This window comes from Kribbella sancticallisti (assembly GCF_039530625.1).
Taxonomy (GTDB): domain Bacteria; phylum Actinomycetota; class Actinomycetes; order Propionibacteriales; family Kribbellaceae; genus Kribbella; species Kribbella sancticallisti.
Window position 1 is genome coordinate 120,963 of the sequence record NZ_BAAAOS010000005.1, and the last position, 16,602, is coordinate 137,564.

A 16,602-nucleotide genomic window follows, 5' to 3' on the forward strand; every position below is an offset into this window, starting at 1 on the left:
GCCGTCCCGTCCGCTGCCGTCAGTCCGAGGCGGGCTCGGGGAGCCAGTCGGGGATCCGCGCCGGCGCATACTTCCGATAGCGCCGCCAGAGCCTGCGATTGTTCTTGTTGTCCCGGTCGCCGAATCCCAGGAAGCGCAAGGCATTACCCCCCATGAAGCCTTCGGTCAAACTGGTGCCGAGCTTCTCCCGATACAGGTCGCGATAGGTCGGCAGGAACTTCTCCCACTCGGGATGGAGCGCGAGCATGAACCAGTCCGACCCGTACATCAGCCGGTCCTGCATTGCTTTGGTCGGCTCGTCCTCGAACATCTTGTGGAGCCGATTGAGATACGGCTTCGACAATTTGCTGTCGTAGATCTTGTGATTGCCGACATCGGCGAAGAGGAATTCGAACCGGGCCGTCGCGGCCGCAATCTGCCAAATCCAGGCATCGGACTTCTCAGCCGGGTTGGCGCCGCCGAAATGGCCGAGGTTGAGGTGCAGGCCGTCGTACTTCTCCAGTACTTCGATCCACCCGCCGGGGCCGGCCAGCCCGGCCTTCTGGTACGCCGTACTGGCGTACTGCGAATCGTTGCAGTGCGCCGTGATCGGGACGTGCTCGGCCACGCACCACTGATAGAACTCGTCGAGGACCTCGTCGAGCGCGGCGGCCTCGGCGGCGGTCATGTCGCCGACAGCCGTGTTGTTGATCGGCCGGAATCCCATCGGGGGATAGACCTTGACTCCGACGAAGCCGAAGCGTTCGACCGCCTCCATGGCGACGTTCAGCGGAGTCTCGATGTCGTGGGCCCGGCGGGCCCGAACCTCGTGGCGGGGGTCGAAGCCGACGAACGGATGGATCCGCGCGCTGGTCTGCCAGGGCAGCGAACCGAGCATGCTGAGCCGGCTGATCTGCTCTTGCAGGATGACCTGCTGCCGGATGGTCGTCTTGGCCCTGTCGCCGAGCGAGGCGCCCAGATCGACGAGGATCGGGCAGAACAGGTCGACGTCCGGGTAGCTGCTGGTGAGGACGCCGGCCAGATCGAGCCGGGACTTGGTGAAGAGCTTCGCCCACTTCACCCCGCGCCGCAGTGCACTGCCGAGATCGAAGAGTCCTTCGTCGAGCCGGGCCGTTCGAGCATCGTCGTGAGCGAGATCCAGGGCAGCCCTGCGGGCGAGTTCCGGATTGCGTTGCTGCAACTCGATCACCGCCGCGTCGACCTCGACCTCGAGCTGTTCGAGCGGGTCGACGCTGCGTGGAGTAGGTACGACGCCCGCCATACCGTCATCGAAGATGCTGGTCCCGAGCAGAGCGTCGAGTCTGGACTTCTCCGCGGCGTACCCCGGCGCACCCCCTTGGATCACGACGTCGAGCAGACCGGCAAGAGCTGGGCTCATCGTCGAGTCGTGCATCGCCACGTGCTGGACGAATCCCCGCACCGGCAGGTCGTCGGCGTTGAAATTGTGACAATGGATGTCGACCACTGGCCCGGTCATCAGCTCCCCCGGGGCACCACAACCTCGCTCGTGTGCCTGACGGCACAGCCCCCGAGCAAGATCGTGAATACCTCTGTTATCAGGAGTACTCAGATAAGCCGTCTGATACAAGAGCAGGAGGTCGGGTGTTGGAATGAAAAGCCCGACATCCAACGCTTGCTTGAGCGAAGGCCTGAACTCCGGGCATCGGCGGCCGTCGATCGAACAACCTATTGTCTGTGGCGAGTCCCGAGAGCACTCTGAGGGAGAGAACCATCAGGGGAGGAATCGACTGATGCGGGGGACGTGGGGTGGTCGGGCCGGGCTGACGACAGGCGTCATCCTGTTGCTCATGGCGTGCGCATGTGGGGACCCTTTGCGCGACGATTCGAAGCGCTCGTCCCCACCGGTCACGACGAGCCAGACACCTCAGGGGACGACGCCTCCTCGCGCCGAGCCGACATCGTCGGTGCCGACGGGTCGGACCCCGTCGAGCCCGCCGAGTACGTCGGCTTCGTCCGAGGCGAACTCGTCACCGCCATCGACGTCGGCGAAGGCGACCTCCCGGCCCCCGGCGCGGGTGCGGTTCGTCGAATGGGTCCAGACGCTGGGTGTCGCGGGCGGCGTGGACTTCCCGAGCGAGACAGTGGCCGCTCTGCTCTCACGCGGCTCGTGCACACAGGCGCGAAGGGTGGCCGAGGACAAAGGTCAGCCGTTGCCGGCCTACTACGCCGCCGCCGCTGTCGCATGCCTCGCCGCACAGAGCGGGCGCGAGGACCTGTGGAGATCCGCGAGCTCGGTCGCCGATCGGAAACCGCGTCCACAGGACTGCATCGATCGGGCCGTCATCGCGTTCCTGCAGAGGCTCGTCACGACTCATCGGCGGTACCCCGAGGCCCAGTTGCTGCCGCAGCCCAGTCGGGCAGGCGCGACGATCGCATGCCCGCGCATCATGGAGATCTCACCCGACCATGGGTCATCAAAGGGTGGCTATCGACTCACTCTCGTCGGTGCGCATCTTCCTTCGACCGTGACCGTTCACTTCGTGATGTACGTGGACGATCGGCAAGTAGACGTTCGGATCAGGGCTCGATCGAGCCATGGCGGAACCAGGGCGGTGATCACTGCTCCTGAACGAGCAGCCGGTGCAGCGGCTGACGTCATCGTCTATCCCGACGGGTGGCCGATGGCGCCGTTGAACGGAGCGCCGTTCACCTTCGACGAGACATCAGTCGATCCGTCCTCGTCCGCGAGTCGGTCGGGTGGCGAGCCGAACACCACCGCCGCCGCGACGCCGACATCGAGCCGGTGACCGCGACCGAGGGCAAGCCCGCGCCCGCCTGGGTTCGCCTGCTCGCCGCGGTGGGATCGCCGATCGCACTCGCGACAGCTCTGTTGTTCTACTTCGGCTGGGTACGCACCCGCTTCCAGGCGCGTGCCCTCGGCTACGACCCTGTCGTCCTCCAGCTCTCGGTCCAGGATTATCTGCTCAAGAGCATCAACGTGCTGTTCCTGCCCCTGGTCGTCCTGGTGCTGGGCCTTCTGATCGTGCAGCAGCAGCATCGCCGCGTCGTTCACGCGGCGCGATCCAGACCACGAGTTCGCCTCGCAGCGATCCGGGCCGGGCGGATGATGATCCGGTCGTGGCCGATCTGGCTGGTGGTTTGTGTCGGGATGTTGGCGCTGCCCGCGACCCGGCTGATCGCGATCCCGGCTGCTCTCACGGTCGGCCTGGTGCTCGCGCTCTATGGACAGATGCTCACGCGCGCCGTGGGTAGTGGGAGTCGGTGGTCAGGCGCCACCACCGCCCTCGTCTGCGTCCTCCTTGCCTTCGCTGTCTTCTGGGACACCGAACGCATCGCACGAGCAACGGGGGAGGCCTTCGCGAAGGACATCCTCGCGTATCCGTGGCAGTTGGTCGCTGTGACCGTCTTCAGCGAGAAGCGCCTCGAGATCACCGCCGACGGCGTCATGGAGTCACCGCTCGGCGAGGACTCCGCCTACCGGTACCGATACACCGGGCTCCGGCTTCTGGAAGGTACCCGCGACCGGTACGTCCTGATGAACGAAGCCGGTGGCCAGATCATCGTCCTGCGAGACGAGCACGGCCTGCGCTTCGAATTCTCGAGATGAACGCATCGATCCAAGCAGGCGTGATGTTCAGACCGTGTGCTTGTCAGGCGGCCAGTTGCAGGGGCGGTGATACTTGGAGGCCGTCCTGGTACCCGCTGAGGCGGGGGAGCCTGTGCGTGGTTCGGAGGGTGGCGGACAGCTCGGCTAGTTGGTGGCAGCCTGCTGTGAGCGCGTCCTGCAGGGTTGGCCATTGGTCGACGCACCAGTAGGGGTCGTCGGGTTGACGGTCGTGGTCGTCGTCGATGTCGGCGCACCAACCGCCGGTGTAGGCGTGGTGGACATGCAGTCTGAGGTTCATGGTCATGCGTCTGTCTGGGATGTGCGAGAGCTGGGGTCAGAAGGGGAGCGGTCGGCCTGATGGTGTGCGGAGGTCGAGCGGCTGCGTGTTCTTGCGGGTGAGTGTTCGGAGTGGTCTTCGGCGGATCTGGATCTGTCGCATCGTCGTGCTCCTGTCTGAGGGAGTGGTGCGACGGGCCGTCGTACCGCCTCCGCTTACTGGTGGGAACAACGTCGCAGGTCGAAAGTTCGGGCGTCTTCGGGGAAGTGCTGAGATCGGTACCTAGGTAGCCCTGAGCCGGTTCATCGGGGAGCCTCGTGCTGCCCCTGAGTTCAAGGTCAGGGTGCACGACGCACAGGTGGGCCAGTGCCGATCCGAGGTCTATGTTCGGGGGATGGCGGATGAGGTGGGGAGCCTCCTGGTCGGGTTGCCGGGGGACCGGGTTGTCGAGGTGTGGGAGGGCGGGGACGCGGCCGGCGTACCGGTGGTGTTTCACCATGGGACGCCGTCGGGGCGGCTGCAGGCGCGGCTGGGCGAGGAGGCGGCGCGGCGGCAGGGGGTGCGCCTGGTGTCCTTCAACCGGCCGGGTTATGGGCGTTCGACTGACACGCCACCGAGCCTGGCCTCCGTCGGGGCCGACACGCTCGCGGTGGCCGATGCCCTGGGCATCGAAGAGTTCGCCGTACTGGGTGCCTCGGGAGGTGGTCCGTACGCGCTCGCGACGGGCCTCGCCGACCAGCGCCGGGTGCGGGCTGTCGGCCTTGCGGGTGGTGTCGGTCCGTGGCGGCTGCTCGATCCGCCTGATCCCGCGGATCCCGATCTGCCGATCCTCGAACTCGCGGACGCGGGCGACCTCGAGGGTGCGTTGAGGGCGTTCCGAGCCGAGTCAGGTGGAAGGTACGTCAAGCTGCTCGCGCTGCCCGACTCGGCGGTGACTGATGAGTTCTTCAATGGCGTCCATGAGCAGGACGCCGACTGGATGACTCCGCGGAACAAGCGGCTCTTCGCCCTGGACCTTCGCGACACCCTGCGGAGTTACGACGGCTATGCCCGCGACAACGTCGCCTGGGGTGGCGACTGGGACATCGATCCTGCCCATCTCGAGGTGCCTACGTGGCTCTGGTTCGGTGACCTGGACCGGATGGTGCCGCCCTCTCACGGGCGCTGGTTCGCCGACAGGATCCCGAACTCAACCCTCGTACTCCGCCCCGGCAAGGGCCACGGCAGCACTCTCTTCGAGTACTGGGACGACATGCTCACCACTCTCCGGCACCAGCTGACGCGCTGACCAGGCGCACGAATGGACTACGAGTCTTGGCGCGCAGCAGGCTCGAGGCGAACGCAGCAGTGGTCGGGTTGCGGCTGGAGATGGGCTTGTAGCTGTGTATCGCCGAGGCCGTCCAGCAGTCCTTCGAGCAGACACAGGTTCATCTCGCAGACCAAGTCCGTGTGCTGTTGGGCCAAGGCGTGAAACGGGCAGTTGCCCAAAACGATGGCGTTTGCCTCGGCGCGCGGTTCGAAGCCTTGTTCCTCGAGCAGGTGCATCATGGCGGCCGGACCGGCTGTCTCGCCTGCTGCGTCACCGATGGCGGCGGCGAGTTCGGTGCCGACCTGGCGCGCGCGCCGATCGAGGGCTGCTCGCGGGGATTCGCCCGACGATTCGGCGTCCTCGATGGCAGCCGCGAGGAGACTGCCGGCCAGGTCGTAGCGGTGTTCGGGTAGCGAGACGCCGACGTGCCGGCTCGAGCGTCGGTAGAGCTTCGACGGTCGTCCCGCACCGGGACCGGATCGACCGGTAAGGCGTTCGAAGACGACCTCGAGCAGGCCTTCGTCGGCCAGCCTGTCGAGATGGAAGGCGGCCGTGGAGCGGGGCAGCCCCAAGGAGGTGGCTGCCTCGTCCCGGGTCACCGGACCCGCCTGGCGTACGACGTGGTCGTACAGCCGTCGCCGCGTCGGCTCCTCCAACGCCGCGACCGCCAGGATCCGGGCCTCTCGGGTGTCGTCCACGGGATCCACTCTAAAGCCAAGTCCCATTGACGAAAACCCCAGGCGCTTCTAAAGTCAAATTACATCTACTTTAGAAGGAGTGAGGGCAATGACGACTGAGGTGCCCAGCACCCGCACTGCACGCCGGGAGGCGTGGTCCGACCCCGCGTACCAGGCGTTCCTGGTGTTGCGAACGGTCTTCACGGTGGCCCCGATCGCGTTCGGCCTGGACAAGTTCGCCAATCTGCTGACCGACTGGCCGGGCTACCTGGCCCCCTGGATCAACGACATCGTTCCGGGGTCCGGCCAGGACGCGATGTATGCCGTCGGTGTCATCGAGATCGTCGCCGGCGTCGCCGTCGCCCTGATCCCGCGGTACGGCGCACTGCTCGTGGCTGCCTGGCTCGCGGGCATCATCCTCAACCTGCTGACGATCCCCGGCTTCTATGACGTCGCACTACGCGACTTCGGCCTCCTGGTGGCCGCCATCGCACTGGCCCGGCTAGCCACCCGGTACGCCCCGGCCCGGCCGGCTCGCCTGCCGTAGGCAGTGCCCGCCTCCTCCGCATCCCCACGATCCTCTTCTGGAAGGTGATCATGACCAAGGAACCCAGTTACGTCATTGTCGGAGCGAGCCTGGCAGGTGCGAAGGCGGCGCAGGCCTTGCGAGAGCAAGGCTTCACGGGGCGGATCGTCCTGGTCGGGGACGAGACCGAGCGCCCCTACGAGCGGCCCGCGCTGTCCAAGGGGTACCTGATGGGCAAGGAGGAACGAGACAAGATCTACGTTCACGATGAGTCCTGGTACGCCGAACACGAGGTGGAGTTGTTGCTGGGCCATCGCGGGACGGGGCTGGATCGTGCCGCCCATGAGGTGGAACTCGACACTGGCGACCGCGTCGGCTACGCGAAGTTGCTGCTGGCAACAGGCGCCGCGCCGCGCCGCCTGCGGCTGCCGGGTGCGGATCTCGAAGGTGTTCACTACCTGCGCAGGGTCGGTGACTCCGACAGCCTGCGGGAGGCGTTCCGTGGTGGCGGGCGGATCGTTGTCCTGGGGGCCGGCTGGATCGGGCTGGAGACCGCGGCGGCGGCCCGGGAGTACGGCTGCGACGTGGTTGTCATCGATCCGCGGCCGACACCCCTGTTCGCCGCCCTCGGAAGCGAGATGGGTGCGTTCTTCGCCGCGCTTCATCTGCGCAACGGGGTCGACCTGCGGCTGAGTCACACCGTGGTCGGATTTCAGGGGATCGACCGGGTGACCGGCGTTGTGACCGAGGACGGCAGCGACTTGGCGGCGGACGCGGTGGTGGTGGGGATCGGTGCGATTCCGAACGTCGACCTCGCGGAGCGGGCGGGTCTGAGTTGCGACAACGGGATCGTCGTCGACGAGTCGCTGCGCACCGATGACCCGGACGTCTATGCCGTGGGCGATGTGGCCAAGTCGTACCGTCCCTTCTATGGCGGGCATCTGCGGGTCGAGCACTGGGACAATGCGCTGAAGGCAGCGCCCGTCGCGGCGCGGGCGATGCTGGGTCAGCGGGTCGTCTATGACGAGCTTCCGTACTTCTTCACCGATCAGTACGACGTGGGAATGGAGTTCGCCGGCTGGATCGGTCCGGACGGCTATGACCGCCTGGTGACCCGCGGGGACGTCGAGAAGCAGGCGTTCCACGCGTTCTGGCTGGCCGATGACCGGGTGGTCGCGGGGATGCAGGTCAATCTGTGGGACGACGGCATCGCACCGATCCAGGAACTCATCCGCACCCGGCAACCGGTTGACGCGGGTCGGCTGGCCGATACCTCGGTGCCGCTGGCTGCCCACGCCATGGCCTAGAGGCGATCTACCCGGCTCGGCGGGGAGCCGCGCAACCCGACAGCGAGTTACCCCGCCAGGAGGCGGATGCCGAGCGCCGCCAGCGCGAGTACCTTGGCGGCCTCGAGCGCGACGTAGTACAGGTGAACGGTCGAGCGGGGCGGGTTCTCACCGGCCAGCACGCGGTCGGAGCGCCGGTTGAGGCGTGGCCGGACGGCGATGAGTTGCCCGGCCAGGATCACCACCACGGCCGCGAAGAGAGCTACCACCGAGCCGGGTGGCCGTCCGACGGTGATCGCGACGAGTGCCACCAGTGTCAGCGCGATCTCGGCCCGGTTGAGTGCCCGGAACACGATGCGGCCGATGCCAAGACCGATGGGAATGGTGACGCCAGGAGCCCGGAACTTCAGCGGCGCCTCCAGGAAGGAGATCGCCAAGACCATGCCGAGCCACAGGAAGATGACGGCAGTTGCTACAGCGACTGGTGCCTCGTTCAACGGGCTGCTCCTGGATCTGTGAATATGCGGATGAACTGAGGCGACCGGTGCGGTCGAGCCGTTGCCGACAGCCTCTAGGCGGCCGGCCAGCCCGCGAGCCGCGCGACGAACTCGGGGGGAGAGGCAACGATCATCATGGTTGCCGTTTCGGTACCAGGATTGATCAGGCTCATTCGTTCGCCGACGGCGATGTGGGCGACGGCGCCGGGTGCGAGTCGGTGCTGCTGGTCGCCCTGGCTGAGTTCGATCGAACCCGACAGATGGACCAGGACGATCTCCGACGGTCCGTGGTCGTGCTCGGGCAGGCCGCCACCGGGTGGGATCCACACCTGAACCATTGCGAGGTTGTCCGATCTCTCGCCGGCCACGAGGACCTCCATCGTCGGGCCGCCGGGAATGGGCGCCCGGCGTCGTGGTGTGGTGCCGATCCTGGTGATGTGCATCATGCGCTCCCGTGCCGGCGCCGCTGAGGACGCGTTCCTGCTGCGGGGGTGTGGAGAGAGGAGAGGTGGACGAGGCAGGCGTCGGGTTCGGCGAACGGTTCGAGGCGGGTCGCCGTGATCGGTGCGCGGATCTCGCTGAGGGCGCCTTGCATCAGGCCGAGGTGCAACGGGCACAGCGTGGCGGAGTACTCCTCGGCGAGTTCGAGGAACGGGCAGTGCCGCAGTCTGATCCGGTCGCCCTTGTTGCCCACTGGCTCAGGGGCGAAGCCGAGGTCGGTCATCATGGCGTTCAGTCGGTGCCTGGCCTCGGCGGCACCCGTCTGGTGTGACGGCGGGACCTGTTCGACCAGGTAGCCGCCCCAGTCGCGGCCGGCGGCCTCGGCGGTGTCGCCTGCTTCAGGACTGGTCGCCAGCTGACCGAGCAGGATCTTGGCCAGCAACTGGTACCGACGCTGCCCACCGCGATCCATCCCGGGATGTGGTGCGTGGACGGTTCGAGGCCGTCCCCGACCGGAGGGTTCTTCGAGTCTGCGGTCGACCAGGCCCTGGGTCACCAGCGCGTCGAGGTGGAAGCGGACCGTGTTGGGGTGGATGCCGAGCAGGTCAGCGAGCTCGGTGACCCCCAGAGGTTCAGCGGAGGCCCTGAGAGCATCGAGCACCGCCGCCCGGCGTGATTTCGTACGGTCGTCCTGGACACCTGTGGTCATGGTGATCAGCCTGCCTGATCCTGCGCCGGCAGGGCTGCGATGAGGGGGTGGTCGTGGTCGACAGCACCTACCTTGGCAGCTCCACCGGGGGACCCGAGGTCGTCGAAGAATCCCGCGTTCGCCGCCTGATAGTCCTTCCACTGCTCGGGCAGGTCGTCCTCGTAGAAGATGGCCTCCACCGGACAGACCGGCTCACACGCGCCGCAGTCGACACACTCGTCAGGCTGGATGTAGAGCGAGCGCCCGCCTTCGTAGATGCAGTCGACCGGGCACTCGTCGACGCAGGCACGGTCCTTCAGATCGACACAGGGCAACGCGATCACGTACGTCACAGTTGTCTCCTCATCAGGCGCTTGTATTTACTACAAATACCACATGTAATAATAATCCGAACATCATGTGAGGAGAGTGGCACCCATGCCGGCTGCGGAGATCTTCATCCAGGCGACCGAGACCGACCCGACCGTCATCGCTCGGACCGCGGTGCGAGAGGCCCACCAGCGATTGCGGGCGGGCCTAGCCGAGCTGACTACGACGGAGCCGATGGCGGACGCGGATCAGCCGTCGTCTGCGGAGTTGATCGACTTCTGCCGTCACGAGTTGCGCCAGTATCTCGACGTCGCCGATCGCAACCTTTACGCCCCTGCGGCCGGGAGTTCCGCGGGGCGCCTGCTGGTGGACGCCCTTCGAGTCGGGAGGTCGGCACTCGACAGGCAGATCGACGATCTGGCAGCCGCCGGCACGAGCGACACGGCCAGGATCGGCGCGATGATCGCGGGGGCGTTGGATCTTCAGTTCCGGATCGAGGAATCGGTGTTGCTGCCCACCCTTGCCGAGCTTGCCGGCGTCGAACCTTCGTTGGCTGTTGCGAGTCCGCAGGCCTCTGTCGTGGAGGAACGTGGCGAGGCGCCGGCGGTCATCGATGTCCGCCAGATCGCACGCGGTGGACGTCACCCGCGGGTCTTCGCCCGCTATGCGCGCCTGGCGCCCGGGGAGGCGTTCATCTTGGTGAACAGTCACGACCCCCAGCCGCTGCGCCGGGAGTTCGAGGCGATCCATTCCGGTGCCTTCAGTTGGGACTATCTGCAGACCGGGCCGGAGGAATGGCGGGTCCGGATCGGCCGGGTGGCCGTTGATGACTGAGGGATCAGGGGCTTGCGGGATCGACGCCGCTGATCTGCCGGCCGAGCAACCGGTGGCGCGGATCCTGGCGGACATCAATGATTTCGCCGCCGACACGCGCGTACCGGCCGGTGCCCGGTGGACGCTGGCCGAGCCGGGCCGTCAGCTCGATGCGAATCTGATCCATCTGCCCGCCGGTCGGCGCGTGGACACCCACACCGAGCCCGATCTCGACGCGTTGCTCGTAGTCGTCGCGGGTAGCGGCACCGTCGGCACCCCCGACGATGCCCAGCCTGTTGCCAATGGCAACCTCGTCTGGTTGCCCCATGGGTCGACGCGCAACATCACCGCCGGCGAGAACGGCCTGTCCTACCTGACCGTCCATCGGCGCAGACCCGGCCTGCAGATCAGGCCGCGGCCCGGGCCCTGACCGCAGTACAGCCTGCCCATCGAGGTCAACGTGACTCCCGGAGAAGTCCTGCCAGCACGGCTGCCTGGCTGTGCTCCACATCCTTGGTTGCGGTCAGCAACGTCACGGTCGAATCGCTGACCAGGGCGCGCAGGTGGTCGAGCGCTCCTCGCGCGGACGAGGTCCCGAGCTCGTCGCGATAGCGCGCCTCGAACTGCGCGAACTTCTCCGGGACGTGGCCGTACCACTTGCGCAGTTCCGTCGACGGCGCGACTTCCTTCAGCCATTCGTCGAGTACCACGGCGTCCTTGCGCAGGCCGCGCGGCCACACGCGATCCACCAGGACCCGGATGCCGTCATCGGGCGCGGCCTGGTCGTAGACCCTGCGGACCCGGATGTCGTGGGCTGTCATGACTCACCCTCCGTGGGGTTGCTCCAGTCCGGGAGAGCCAGTGCTGTTCGCATCCGCCGCAGTTCGTCGCGGTGCAACGCGCTGAGGCGAGCCAGTGCGCGTTGGCCTTGCGATGTCAGCTCCACCCGGACGGCCCGGGCGTCGGCTGGGTGCGGTGCCCGGTGCACCAGGTCCTGCGCCTGGGCTCGGTTCACCAACTCGCCGACACTGTGGTGCCGCAACTGAAGGCGGTCGGCCAACTCGGTCATGGTGGCCCATTCACGCCCTGGGAACCCCTTCAACGCCAGCAGCAGTTGGTAATGCTGCGGCGTCAGGCCATGGGCGCGGACGGTTTGCTCACTGAAGCGCAGATAGCGACGGATGCCGAAACGGAAGCGGGCCAACGCCTCGAAATCAGCCTTCGTCAGGGGCTCCGCCACCTCGTCGGCGTTCATCGCGTCGGCCGGCATGTGATCACATCCTCAAGGGTCTCGCCGCGGGCTCGGTGCTCGACCGAGTATATCGTGTTACGATATAAATGCGCGGATCGTTCCACTGGGTGCGTGATGCGTCGGGAGGTGCACCGTGATCAATGAATCCGGGGCAGCGCGCGGCTTCTGTCCGCGATCGCCACCGTCCGCGCCGATCACCGGGCCGGCATCACGCCCGGCCAGTTGAGGAAGCCGCCGGCGTACTTGGCTCCGAGTGGTTGTCACTCCACCGGAATCGAGGAGGAAGCGCCGAAAGGAACGGATGTCCCCGAAGCACGCGCCACTCATCGAGGCTGAGTGCCGGTGAGCCGCGCGAGCGCCTCGTACGGAGAAGCAAATGATCATCGTTTACGTACTACTCGCAGCCCTGGTCGTCGGCCTGATCGGATCGGCGGCCTGCGTCCGCGTGGTGAAGCAGTTCGAGCGCGGTGTCGTGTACCGGTTCGGCAGGGTCCGTCCCGTGATCCGGGGACCGGGTATCGCGTTCCTGGTGCCGATCGCTGACCGGTTGCAGAAGGTCAACATGCAGATCATCACGATGCCTGTCCCCGCGCAGGACGGCATCACCCGCGACAACGTGACGGTTCGCGTCGACGCGGTGGTCTATTTCAGCGTGGTCGATCCGGTCCGCGCGGCCGTCGACGTCCAGGACTACATCTCGGCCATCGGGCAGGTCGCGCAGACGTCCCTGCGCTCGATCATCGGCAAGAGCGACCTGGACGACCTGCTGTCCAACCGGGAACGCCTCAACCAGGGCATGGAACTCATGATCGACAGTCCCGCACTCGACTGGGGCGTGCACATCGAACGGGTCGAGATCAAGGACGTCGCGCTGCCGGAGACGATGAAGCGGTCCATGTCACGCCAGGCCGAAGCCGAGCGGGAGCGCAGAGCCCGCATCATCACCGCCGACGGCGAACTGCAGGCCTCGGAGAAACTGGGCCAGGCCGCCGAAGTCATGAGCGAACACCCTGCCGCTCTGCAACTTCGTCTGCTGCAGACCGTCGTCGAAGTCGCGGCGGAGAAGAACTCGACCCTGGTGCTGCCCTTCCCCGTCGAACTGCTCCGGTTTCTGGAACGCTCGACGCCGCCCGAGAACGCCAAGTCCCCAGGTACCCATACGCCGAGGGCCGCCCAGGACGCGGCCGAGGGGAACGGGTCGCCGGTCCCGTTCGCAGCCGGCTCACCGAAGGTCGCAGAGTTGGAGCATCCCGAGTCAGGCGCCGGGCGGGTCTCACCCGGCCGCTCTGGGTCGCCGCAAGCATTGGCCGCCAAGCCGCACGCCACGGCCGGCGCAGCGTTGAACACTCGAACGGCCGGGCCGGCACAACCTCAGTGGGGCGGACTCCCCGCGGGCTGTGCCGACCCGGCATGGCAACCGTGACGCCCCCCGCACGAACCGCTGGATCGGATTGGCTAGCGAGAGCCTGGGTGACGCAGGGCGGCGAGGGCGACGGCACCAGCGCCGCGGAGGGCGACGGTGTACGGGGCGGGCGCCGGTTGGACCCGGCATGCCAGGTGCTTGGAGAGTTGGTAGGTGATGGCTGGAAGCAGGGCGCCACCACCGGCTAGCAGTGGTCCTCTGTCGAGCGCGTCAACGACCTGAGCGCCGCAGTCGTGCCTCAGCAGGTCGGCAACCATGGTGCGGATGTTCTCCACGAGATCGTCGATCGAGATCGAGGTGCGAAGGTCCGCGGTGCCGTGGGGAGTGCTGCGTGCCTCGAGCACCGCTCCGTCTGCCAGGACGGCCAGCTCCGTCAGGCGGGCCCCCAGGTCGATGACCAGGAGAGGTCTCGCCAGGTCGGTCCTGGCGCCGATCGCGGCAGCCTTGACGCCGTCGACAGTGATGACTGTGCGGGGCTGGAGGATTTCGACTGCCGCGAGGACTCCGCGTCGATCGGCCTCGGAGCAGAGGACGGGAATCGTCACGACGACCATCTCAGGCCGCGGAGCGAGATCGGTACGGTCAAGCAAAAGGCGACCGAGCAGGTGGGCGGTGCCGGTCACGTCAGTGATCCTGCCCCTCGAGACGGGATAGCTGACACCGGTAGGCGACGTCGCGATCGTGGGTGCATCAACGATCAGGCCATGGTCAGGGACCCAAGCGCGCGTTCGTACACTCCCGAGATCGAGCGCGAGGCTCGAACCGAGTCGGCTTCGTAGCCAGGCTCCGGAACGGATTTCTCCTGCTCTGCGGACCCCGCTCATGGTTGCCTGTCCAGGAATTGCTGACACCGCGTGCAGTGGCGCGCCTGAGGGTGGATGGTCAGGCATTCAAGGCTGAGGGTGCGGCCACACCGGCCGCATCCGCCGTAGCGCCCCGCGTCCATTCGGGTCAGCGCGGCCTCGATCTCGGAGAGCGCGGTTTGTGCGGCCGCGGTGAGTTGGTGACGGACCTCGCTGTGCGCCGCGCTGTCAGCTGAGCCGGTCGGGTCGGCTCCGTGGGCGGCGATGTCTCGGAGTTGCTGGCATCGGAACCGGCGATCTTCGTGCAGTCTCGCCCGCAGAACGGCAAGTTCCGCGGGTTCGAGATGATGGGTGTCGACTGCAGAGACCTGACGCGCCACGACGGAACTCCTCGGGTGGAGGCGAAAGTACAGCTCGATGGGGAGACAGCGGCAGATTCCGCGCGCTCAGCCGACGCGTTGCTGGCACCCGACGCAGAACTGCACGTAGGGCAGGATCTCGAGACGCTCCACGGGGATTTCGGTTCGGCAGCTGCTGCAGGTTCCGTAGGCGCCGTCCGCCAGGCGTTGTTCGGCAACTTTGATCTCTTCGAGCACGCGCTCGATCGCCGCGGTTTGGGCCTCCTGGAGGTTCTTGTCCGCGTGCGGGGCCGACTCCTCGATCGCCCTGAGTTGGGCAAGGCGGGAGCTGCGCTCGTGTTCCAGCCGCTGGCGTGCTTCGTGCCTGCTGAGGTGCTGGGTGCGGCCGGTGCCGGCGGTCATCGTAAATCGGCTCCTTTCAGGGGACTGCGGCAACGAGAGGCCGGCGTACGCGGGGAAGCGTTGCGCATACGCCGGCAGCCTGCGCCATCCGTCGTGAGGCTCGTGATTTGGTTCTGTCTCCACCATCGGTGATGCTGCAATGACTGACCATCGGGCCTGACACCCATTTCGGATGGATGGAGAGCTGTAGGTACCGGGTGGCAGCTGAGGGTTGGACCCGATCGACCTGGCGGCCGGTCAGCGGGCAGGCTTGAGGGTGTGACTGCGCCGGTGAAGGAAGGGGTGCTCGCAGTGCCATTGTTCTGGCGCATCTTCGCGCTGAACGCGGTGGTGCTTGCGTCTGCGACAGCGCTGTTGCTGTGGGCGCCGGTGACAGTGTCCGTCCCCGTATTGTTCACCGAGGCTGTGGTACTGGTGGGCGGAATGGTCGTGATGCTGGTCGCGAACGCCGTACTGCTGCATGTGGGTCTGGCTCCGCTGGACCGGCTGAGCCGCCGGATGGCGACGGTCGATCTGCTGCGGCCCGGGCAGCGCCTGCCGGTCGCAGGACGGGGTGGTGTTTCGCACTTGATCAGTGCCTTCAACGACATGCTGGCGCGGTTGGAGGCTGAACGTGCGGCGAGTAGTACCCGAGCGCTGTCTGCCCAGGAAGCGGAGCGCCGACGGATCGCGCAGGAGCTTCATGACGAGGTCGGCCAGAGCCTGACCGCCGTCCTGCTGGAACTCATTCGCGCGGCCGAACGAGTGGACGACGCCGACCTGCGCACGGACCTGCACCATGCGCAGGAGACGACTCGCGAGAGTCTCGACGAGGTACGCCGGCTGGCGCGCAGGCTGCGGCCCGGCGTGCTCGAGGATCTCGGTCTGGTCAGTGCGTTGACCGCACTGGCGACCGACTGGTCCACGCACACCGGCCTCGCGATACTGCACGAGTTTCAGCCTGGCCTGCCGGCATTGGACGAGCAGACCGAACTGGTCATCTACCGGGTCGCACAGGAGGGACTGACCAACGTGGCCCGGCACGCCGACGCCGGCCGCGTCGAAATCTCCCTGCAGCACGGCGGGGGAGTTGTCAGCCTCCGTATCCGTGACGACGGCCGCGGTCTCGGCTTGGCGCACGAGGGAGCCGGTATCCGTGGCATGCGGGAGCGTGCTCTGCTTGTCGGTGCGACGCTTGATCTCGGTGTCTCGCCGACAGGTGGTGCCGAGGTGAACCTGCTGGTGCCTCTCGACCGGAACGGAACCTGACCATGGCCGCAGCGGAGGCGATCCGGATCCTGCTCGCCGACGATCATGCGCTGGTGCGACGCGGCGTACGGCTGATCCTGGACAGCAAACCGGGCCTCATGGTGGTCGCTGAAGCGGGGGACGGAAGGGAGGCCGTCGAACTGGCCGGGTCCACCGAGATCGACCTGGCGATTCTCGACATCGCGATGCCACGGATGACCGGCCTACAGGCTGCACGTGAGCTGTCAGCGCGCCATCCCGACCTGCGGATCCTGATGCTGACGATGTACGACAACGAACAGTACTTCTTCCAGGCTCTGAGAGCGGGAGCGTCGGGGTACGTGCTGAAGTCCGTGGCCGACCGTGACCTGGTGGAGGCTTGCCACGCGGCGATGCGTGGCGAGCCCTTCGTCTATCCGGGAGCGGTGAACGCGCTGATCCGCAACTACCTGAACAGAGCCCGGCTCGGCCAGGCGATCCCGGAGCAGATACTGACCGCCCGCGAGGAGGAAGTCCTCAAACTCGTCGCCGAGGGTCATTCCTCCAAGGAGATCGCCGAGATCTTGTTCATCAGCGTCAAAACGGTCGAGCGCCACCGGGCGAACATGCTCCAGAAGCTTGGGCTCCGCGACCGCCTGGAGCTCGCCCGCTACGCGATCCGGGCCGGCCTGATCGAGCCCTGATCCCACGGGCGTTGCCTCGG

23 protein-coding genes are annotated in these 16,602 nt (G+C 66.8%); 10 read left to right on the forward strand and 13 right to left on the reverse strand.

Features of this window, described 5'->3' with window-relative positions; genetic code table 11:
- Nucleotides 1-19: 19 nt before the first annotated feature.
- Nucleotides 20-1,477, reverse strand: coding sequence for an amidohydrolase family protein (locus ABD255_RS01610; protein WP_344208938.1), 1,458 nt, complete (start codon nucleotides 1,475-1,477; stop codon nucleotides 20-22).
- A gap of 408 nt (nucleotides 1,478-1,885) precedes the next feature.
- Complete coding sequence (locus tag ABD255_RS01615; protein WP_344208940.1) at nucleotides 1,886-2,134, reverse strand: hypothetical protein; 249 nt, start codon at nucleotides 2,132-2,134, stop codon at nucleotides 1,886-1,888.
- A gap of 13 nt (nucleotides 2,135-2,147) precedes the next feature.
- On the opposite strand from ABD255_RS01615, the gene ABD255_RS01620 reads away from it, so the two are divergent.
- Both ABD255_RS01620 and ABD255_RS01625 read left to right on the forward strand, forming a co-directional pair.
- Nucleotides 2,148-2,768, forward strand: a complete 621-nt coding sequence (locus tag ABD255_RS01620; protein WP_344208942.1) for an IPT/TIG domain-containing protein — start codon at nucleotides 2,148-2,150, stop codon at nucleotides 2,766-2,768.
- The gene (locus ABD255_RS01625) at nucleotides 2,765-3,589 is read left to right on the forward strand and encodes a hypothetical protein (protein WP_344208943.1); all 825 of its coding nucleotides are present in this window, start codon (nucleotides 2,765-2,767) and stop codon (nucleotides 3,587-3,589) included. The genes ABD255_RS01620 and ABD255_RS01625 overlap by 4 nt, the downstream gene beginning before the upstream one ends.
- A gap of 43 nt (nucleotides 3,590-3,632) precedes the next feature.
- On the opposite strand, the gene ABD255_RS01630 is transcribed toward ABD255_RS01625, so the two are convergent.
- Nucleotides 3,633-3,887, reverse strand: a complete 255-nt coding sequence (locus ABD255_RS01630) for a hypothetical protein (RefSeq protein WP_344208945.1) — start codon at nucleotides 3,885-3,887, stop codon at nucleotides 3,633-3,635.
- Nucleotides 3,888-4,260: 373 nt separating this feature from the next.
- On the opposite strand from ABD255_RS01630, the gene ABD255_RS01635 reads away from it, so the two are divergent.
- Nucleotides 4,261-5,154, forward strand: a complete 894-nt coding sequence (locus ABD255_RS01635) for an alpha/beta fold hydrolase (RefSeq protein WP_344208947.1) — start codon at nucleotides 4,261-4,263, stop codon at nucleotides 5,152-5,154.
- Nucleotides 5,155-5,171: 17 nt separating this feature from the next.
- Here ABD255_RS01635 and ABD255_RS01640 read toward each other — a convergent pair whose 3' ends face one another.
- Nucleotides 5,172-5,873, reverse strand: coding sequence for a helix-turn-helix transcriptional regulator (locus ABD255_RS01640; protein ID WP_344208949.1), 702 nt, complete (start codon nucleotides 5,871-5,873; stop codon nucleotides 5,172-5,174).
- An 88-nt stretch (nucleotides 5,874-5,961) separates the two neighbouring features.
- Here ABD255_RS01640 and ABD255_RS01645 point away from each other — a divergent pair, with 88 nt between their 5' ends.
- The gene (locus tag ABD255_RS01645) at nucleotides 5,962-6,399 is read left to right on the forward strand and encodes a DoxX family membrane protein (RefSeq protein ID WP_344208951.1); all 438 of its coding nucleotides are present in this window, start codon (nucleotides 5,962-5,964) and stop codon (nucleotides 6,397-6,399) included.
- Nucleotides 6,400-6,449: 50 nt separating this feature from the next.
- Nucleotides 6,450-7,685 carry an NAD(P)/FAD-dependent oxidoreductase gene (locus tag ABD255_RS01650; protein ID WP_344208953.1) on the forward strand — a complete coding sequence of 412 codons (1,236 nt, stop codon included), beginning with the start codon at nucleotides 6,450-6,452 and terminating at the stop codon, nucleotides 7,683-7,685.
- Between the two features lie 47 nt (nucleotides 7,686-7,732).
- Here the strand turns inward: ABD255_RS01650 and ABD255_RS01655 are convergent, their stop codons facing one another.
- The 4 genes from ABD255_RS01655 to fdxA form a co-directional block, all read right to left on the reverse strand.
- Nucleotides 7,733-8,161 (reverse strand): hypothetical protein, encoded by a 429-nt coding sequence (locus tag ABD255_RS01655; RefSeq protein WP_344208955.1) that lies wholly within the window; start codon nucleotides 8,159-8,161, stop codon nucleotides 7,733-7,735.
- Between the two features lie 74 nt (nucleotides 8,162-8,235).
- Nucleotides 8,236-8,604 carry a cupin domain-containing protein gene (locus ABD255_RS01660; RefSeq protein ID WP_344208957.1) on the reverse strand — a complete coding sequence of 123 codons (369 nt, stop codon included), beginning with the start codon at nucleotides 8,602-8,604 and terminating at the stop codon, nucleotides 8,236-8,238.
- A complete protein-coding gene (locus ABD255_RS01665; RefSeq protein WP_344208959.1) occupies nucleotides 8,604-9,311 on the reverse strand; it encodes a helix-turn-helix transcriptional regulator in 708 nt (235 codons plus the stop codon). The genes ABD255_RS01660 and ABD255_RS01665 overlap by 1 nt, the downstream gene beginning before the upstream one ends.
- Before the next feature lie 5 nt (nucleotides 9,312-9,316).
- A complete protein-coding gene (gene fdxA, locus ABD255_RS01670; protein WP_344208961.1) occupies nucleotides 9,317-9,643 on the reverse strand; it encodes a ferredoxin in 327 nt (108 codons plus the stop codon).
- Between the two features lie 85 nt (nucleotides 9,644-9,728).
- On the opposite strand from fdxA, the gene ABD255_RS01675 reads away from it, so the two are divergent.
- Nucleotides 9,729-10,454 carry a DUF2249 domain-containing protein gene (locus tag ABD255_RS01675; RefSeq protein WP_344208963.1) on the forward strand — a complete coding sequence of 242 codons (726 nt, stop codon included), beginning with the start codon at nucleotides 9,729-9,731 and terminating at the stop codon, nucleotides 10,452-10,454.
- Entirely contained in the window at nucleotides 10,447-10,863 is a 417-nt protein-coding gene (locus ABD255_RS01680; protein WP_344208966.1) for a cupin domain-containing protein, read from the forward strand. The genes ABD255_RS01675 and ABD255_RS01680 overlap by 8 nt, the downstream gene beginning before the upstream one ends.
- 25 nt (nucleotides 10,864-10,888) lie before the next feature.
- On the opposite strand, the gene ABD255_RS01685 is transcribed toward ABD255_RS01680, so the two are convergent.
- A complete protein-coding gene (locus tag ABD255_RS01685; RefSeq protein ID WP_344208968.1) occupies nucleotides 10,889-11,254 on the reverse strand; it encodes a DUF488 domain-containing protein in 366 nt (121 codons plus the stop codon).
- Nucleotides 11,251-11,703 carry a MarR family winged helix-turn-helix transcriptional regulator gene (locus ABD255_RS01690; protein WP_344208970.1) on the reverse strand — a complete coding sequence of 151 codons (453 nt, stop codon included), beginning with the start codon at nucleotides 11,701-11,703 and terminating at the stop codon, nucleotides 11,251-11,253. The genes ABD255_RS01685 and ABD255_RS01690 overlap by 4 nt, the downstream gene beginning before the upstream one ends.
- A gap of 358 nt (nucleotides 11,704-12,061) precedes the next feature.
- On the opposite strand from ABD255_RS01690, the gene ABD255_RS01695 reads away from it, so the two are divergent.
- Nucleotides 12,062-13,108, forward strand: a complete 1,047-nt coding sequence (locus ABD255_RS01695) for a slipin family protein (RefSeq protein WP_344208972.1) — start codon at nucleotides 12,062-12,064, stop codon at nucleotides 13,106-13,108.
- A 32-nt stretch (nucleotides 13,109-13,140) separates the two neighbouring features.
- Here the strand turns inward: ABD255_RS01695 and ABD255_RS01700 are convergent, their stop codons facing one another.
- The 3 genes from ABD255_RS01700 to ABD255_RS01710 all read right to left on the reverse strand — a co-directional run bounded on the left by ABD255_RS01700 (nucleotide 13,141) and on the right by ABD255_RS01710 (nucleotide 14,672).
- Nucleotides 13,141-13,998 carry a rod shape-determining protein gene (locus ABD255_RS01700; RefSeq protein ID WP_344208974.1) on the reverse strand — a complete coding sequence of 286 codons (858 nt, stop codon included), beginning with the start codon at nucleotides 13,996-13,998 and terminating at the stop codon, nucleotides 13,141-13,143.
- Nucleotides 13,929-14,291 carry a hypothetical protein gene (locus ABD255_RS01705; protein WP_344209078.1) on the reverse strand — a complete coding sequence of 121 codons (363 nt, stop codon included), beginning with the start codon at nucleotides 14,289-14,291 and terminating at the stop codon, nucleotides 13,929-13,931. The genes ABD255_RS01700 and ABD255_RS01705 overlap by 70 nt, the downstream gene beginning before the upstream one ends.
- Before the next feature lie 66 nt (nucleotides 14,292-14,357).
- Nucleotides 14,358-14,672, reverse strand: a complete 315-nt coding sequence (locus ABD255_RS01710; protein ID WP_344208976.1) for a TraR/DksA family transcriptional regulator — start codon at nucleotides 14,670-14,672, stop codon at nucleotides 14,358-14,360.
- 258 nt (nucleotides 14,673-14,930) lie between these two features.
- On the opposite strand from ABD255_RS01710, the gene ABD255_RS01715 reads away from it, so the two are divergent.
- Together ABD255_RS01715 and ABD255_RS01720 are read left to right on the forward strand one after the other, a co-directional pair.
- Entirely contained in the window at nucleotides 14,931-15,920 is a 990-nt protein-coding gene (locus ABD255_RS01715; protein WP_344208978.1) for a HAMP domain-containing sensor histidine kinase, read from the forward strand.
- A 2-nt stretch (nucleotides 15,921-15,922) separates the two neighbouring features.
- A complete protein-coding gene (locus ABD255_RS01720) occupies nucleotides 15,923-16,582 on the forward strand; it encodes a response regulator (protein ID WP_344208980.1) in 660 nt (219 codons plus the stop codon).
- Nucleotides 16,583-16,602 lie beyond the last annotated feature (20 nt).

Bases quoted from the DNA above. Each gene is read 5' to 3' on its own strand.
- ABD255_RS01610 (WP_344208938.1), bottom strand. From the start codon at position 1,477: ATGACCGGGCCAGTGGTCGACATCCATTGTCACAATTTCAACGCCGAC.
- ABD255_RS01630 (WP_344208945.1), bottom strand. From the start codon at position 3,887: ATGAACCTCAGACTGCATGTCCACCACGCCTACACCGGCGGTTGGTGC.
- ABD255_RS01635 (WP_344208947.1), top strand. From the start codon at position 4,261: ATGGCGGATGAGGTGGGGAGCCTCCTGGTCGGGTTGCCGGGGGACCGG.
- ABD255_RS01645 (WP_344208951.1), top strand. From the start codon at position 5,962: ATGACGACTGAGGTGCCCAGCACCCGCACTGCACGCCGGGAGGCGTGG.
- ABD255_RS01650 (WP_344208953.1), top strand. From the start codon at position 6,450: ATGACCAAGGAACCCAGTTACGTCATTGTCGGAGCGAGCCTGGCAGGT.
- ABD255_RS01660 (WP_344208957.1), bottom strand. From the start codon at position 8,604: ATGCACATCACCAGGATCGGCACCACACCACGACGCCGGGCGCCCATT.
- ABD255_RS01665 (WP_344208959.1), bottom strand. From the start codon at position 9,311: ATGACCACAGGTGTCCAGGACGACCGTACGAAATCACGCCGGGCGGCG.
- ABD255_RS01675 (WP_344208963.1), top strand. From the start codon at position 9,729: ATGCCGGCTGCGGAGATCTTCATCCAGGCGACCGAGACCGACCCGACC.
- ABD255_RS01680 (WP_344208966.1), top strand. From the start codon at position 10,447: ATGACTGAGGGATCAGGGGCTTGCGGGATCGACGCCGCTGATCTGCCG.
- ABD255_RS01685 (WP_344208968.1), bottom strand. From the start codon at position 11,254: ATGACAGCCCACGACATCCGGGTCCGCAGGGTCTACGACCAGGCCGCG.
- ABD255_RS01690 (WP_344208970.1), bottom strand. From the start codon at position 11,703: ATGCCGGCCGACGCGATGAACGCCGACGAGGTGGCGGAGCCCCTGACG.
- ABD255_RS01695 (WP_344208972.1), top strand. From the start codon at position 12,062: ATGATCATCGTTTACGTACTACTCGCAGCCCTGGTCGTCGGCCTGATC.
- ABD255_RS01700 (WP_344208974.1), bottom strand. From the start codon at position 13,998: ATGCCTGACCATCCACCCTCAGGCGCGCCACTGCACGCGGTGTCAGCA.
- ABD255_RS01710 (WP_344208976.1), bottom strand. From the start codon at position 14,672: ATGACCGCCGGCACCGGCCGCACCCAGCACCTCAGCAGGCACGAAGCA.
- ABD255_RS01720 (WP_344208980.1), top strand. From the start codon at position 15,923: ATGGCCGCAGCGGAGGCGATCCGGATCCTGCTCGCCGACGATCATGCG.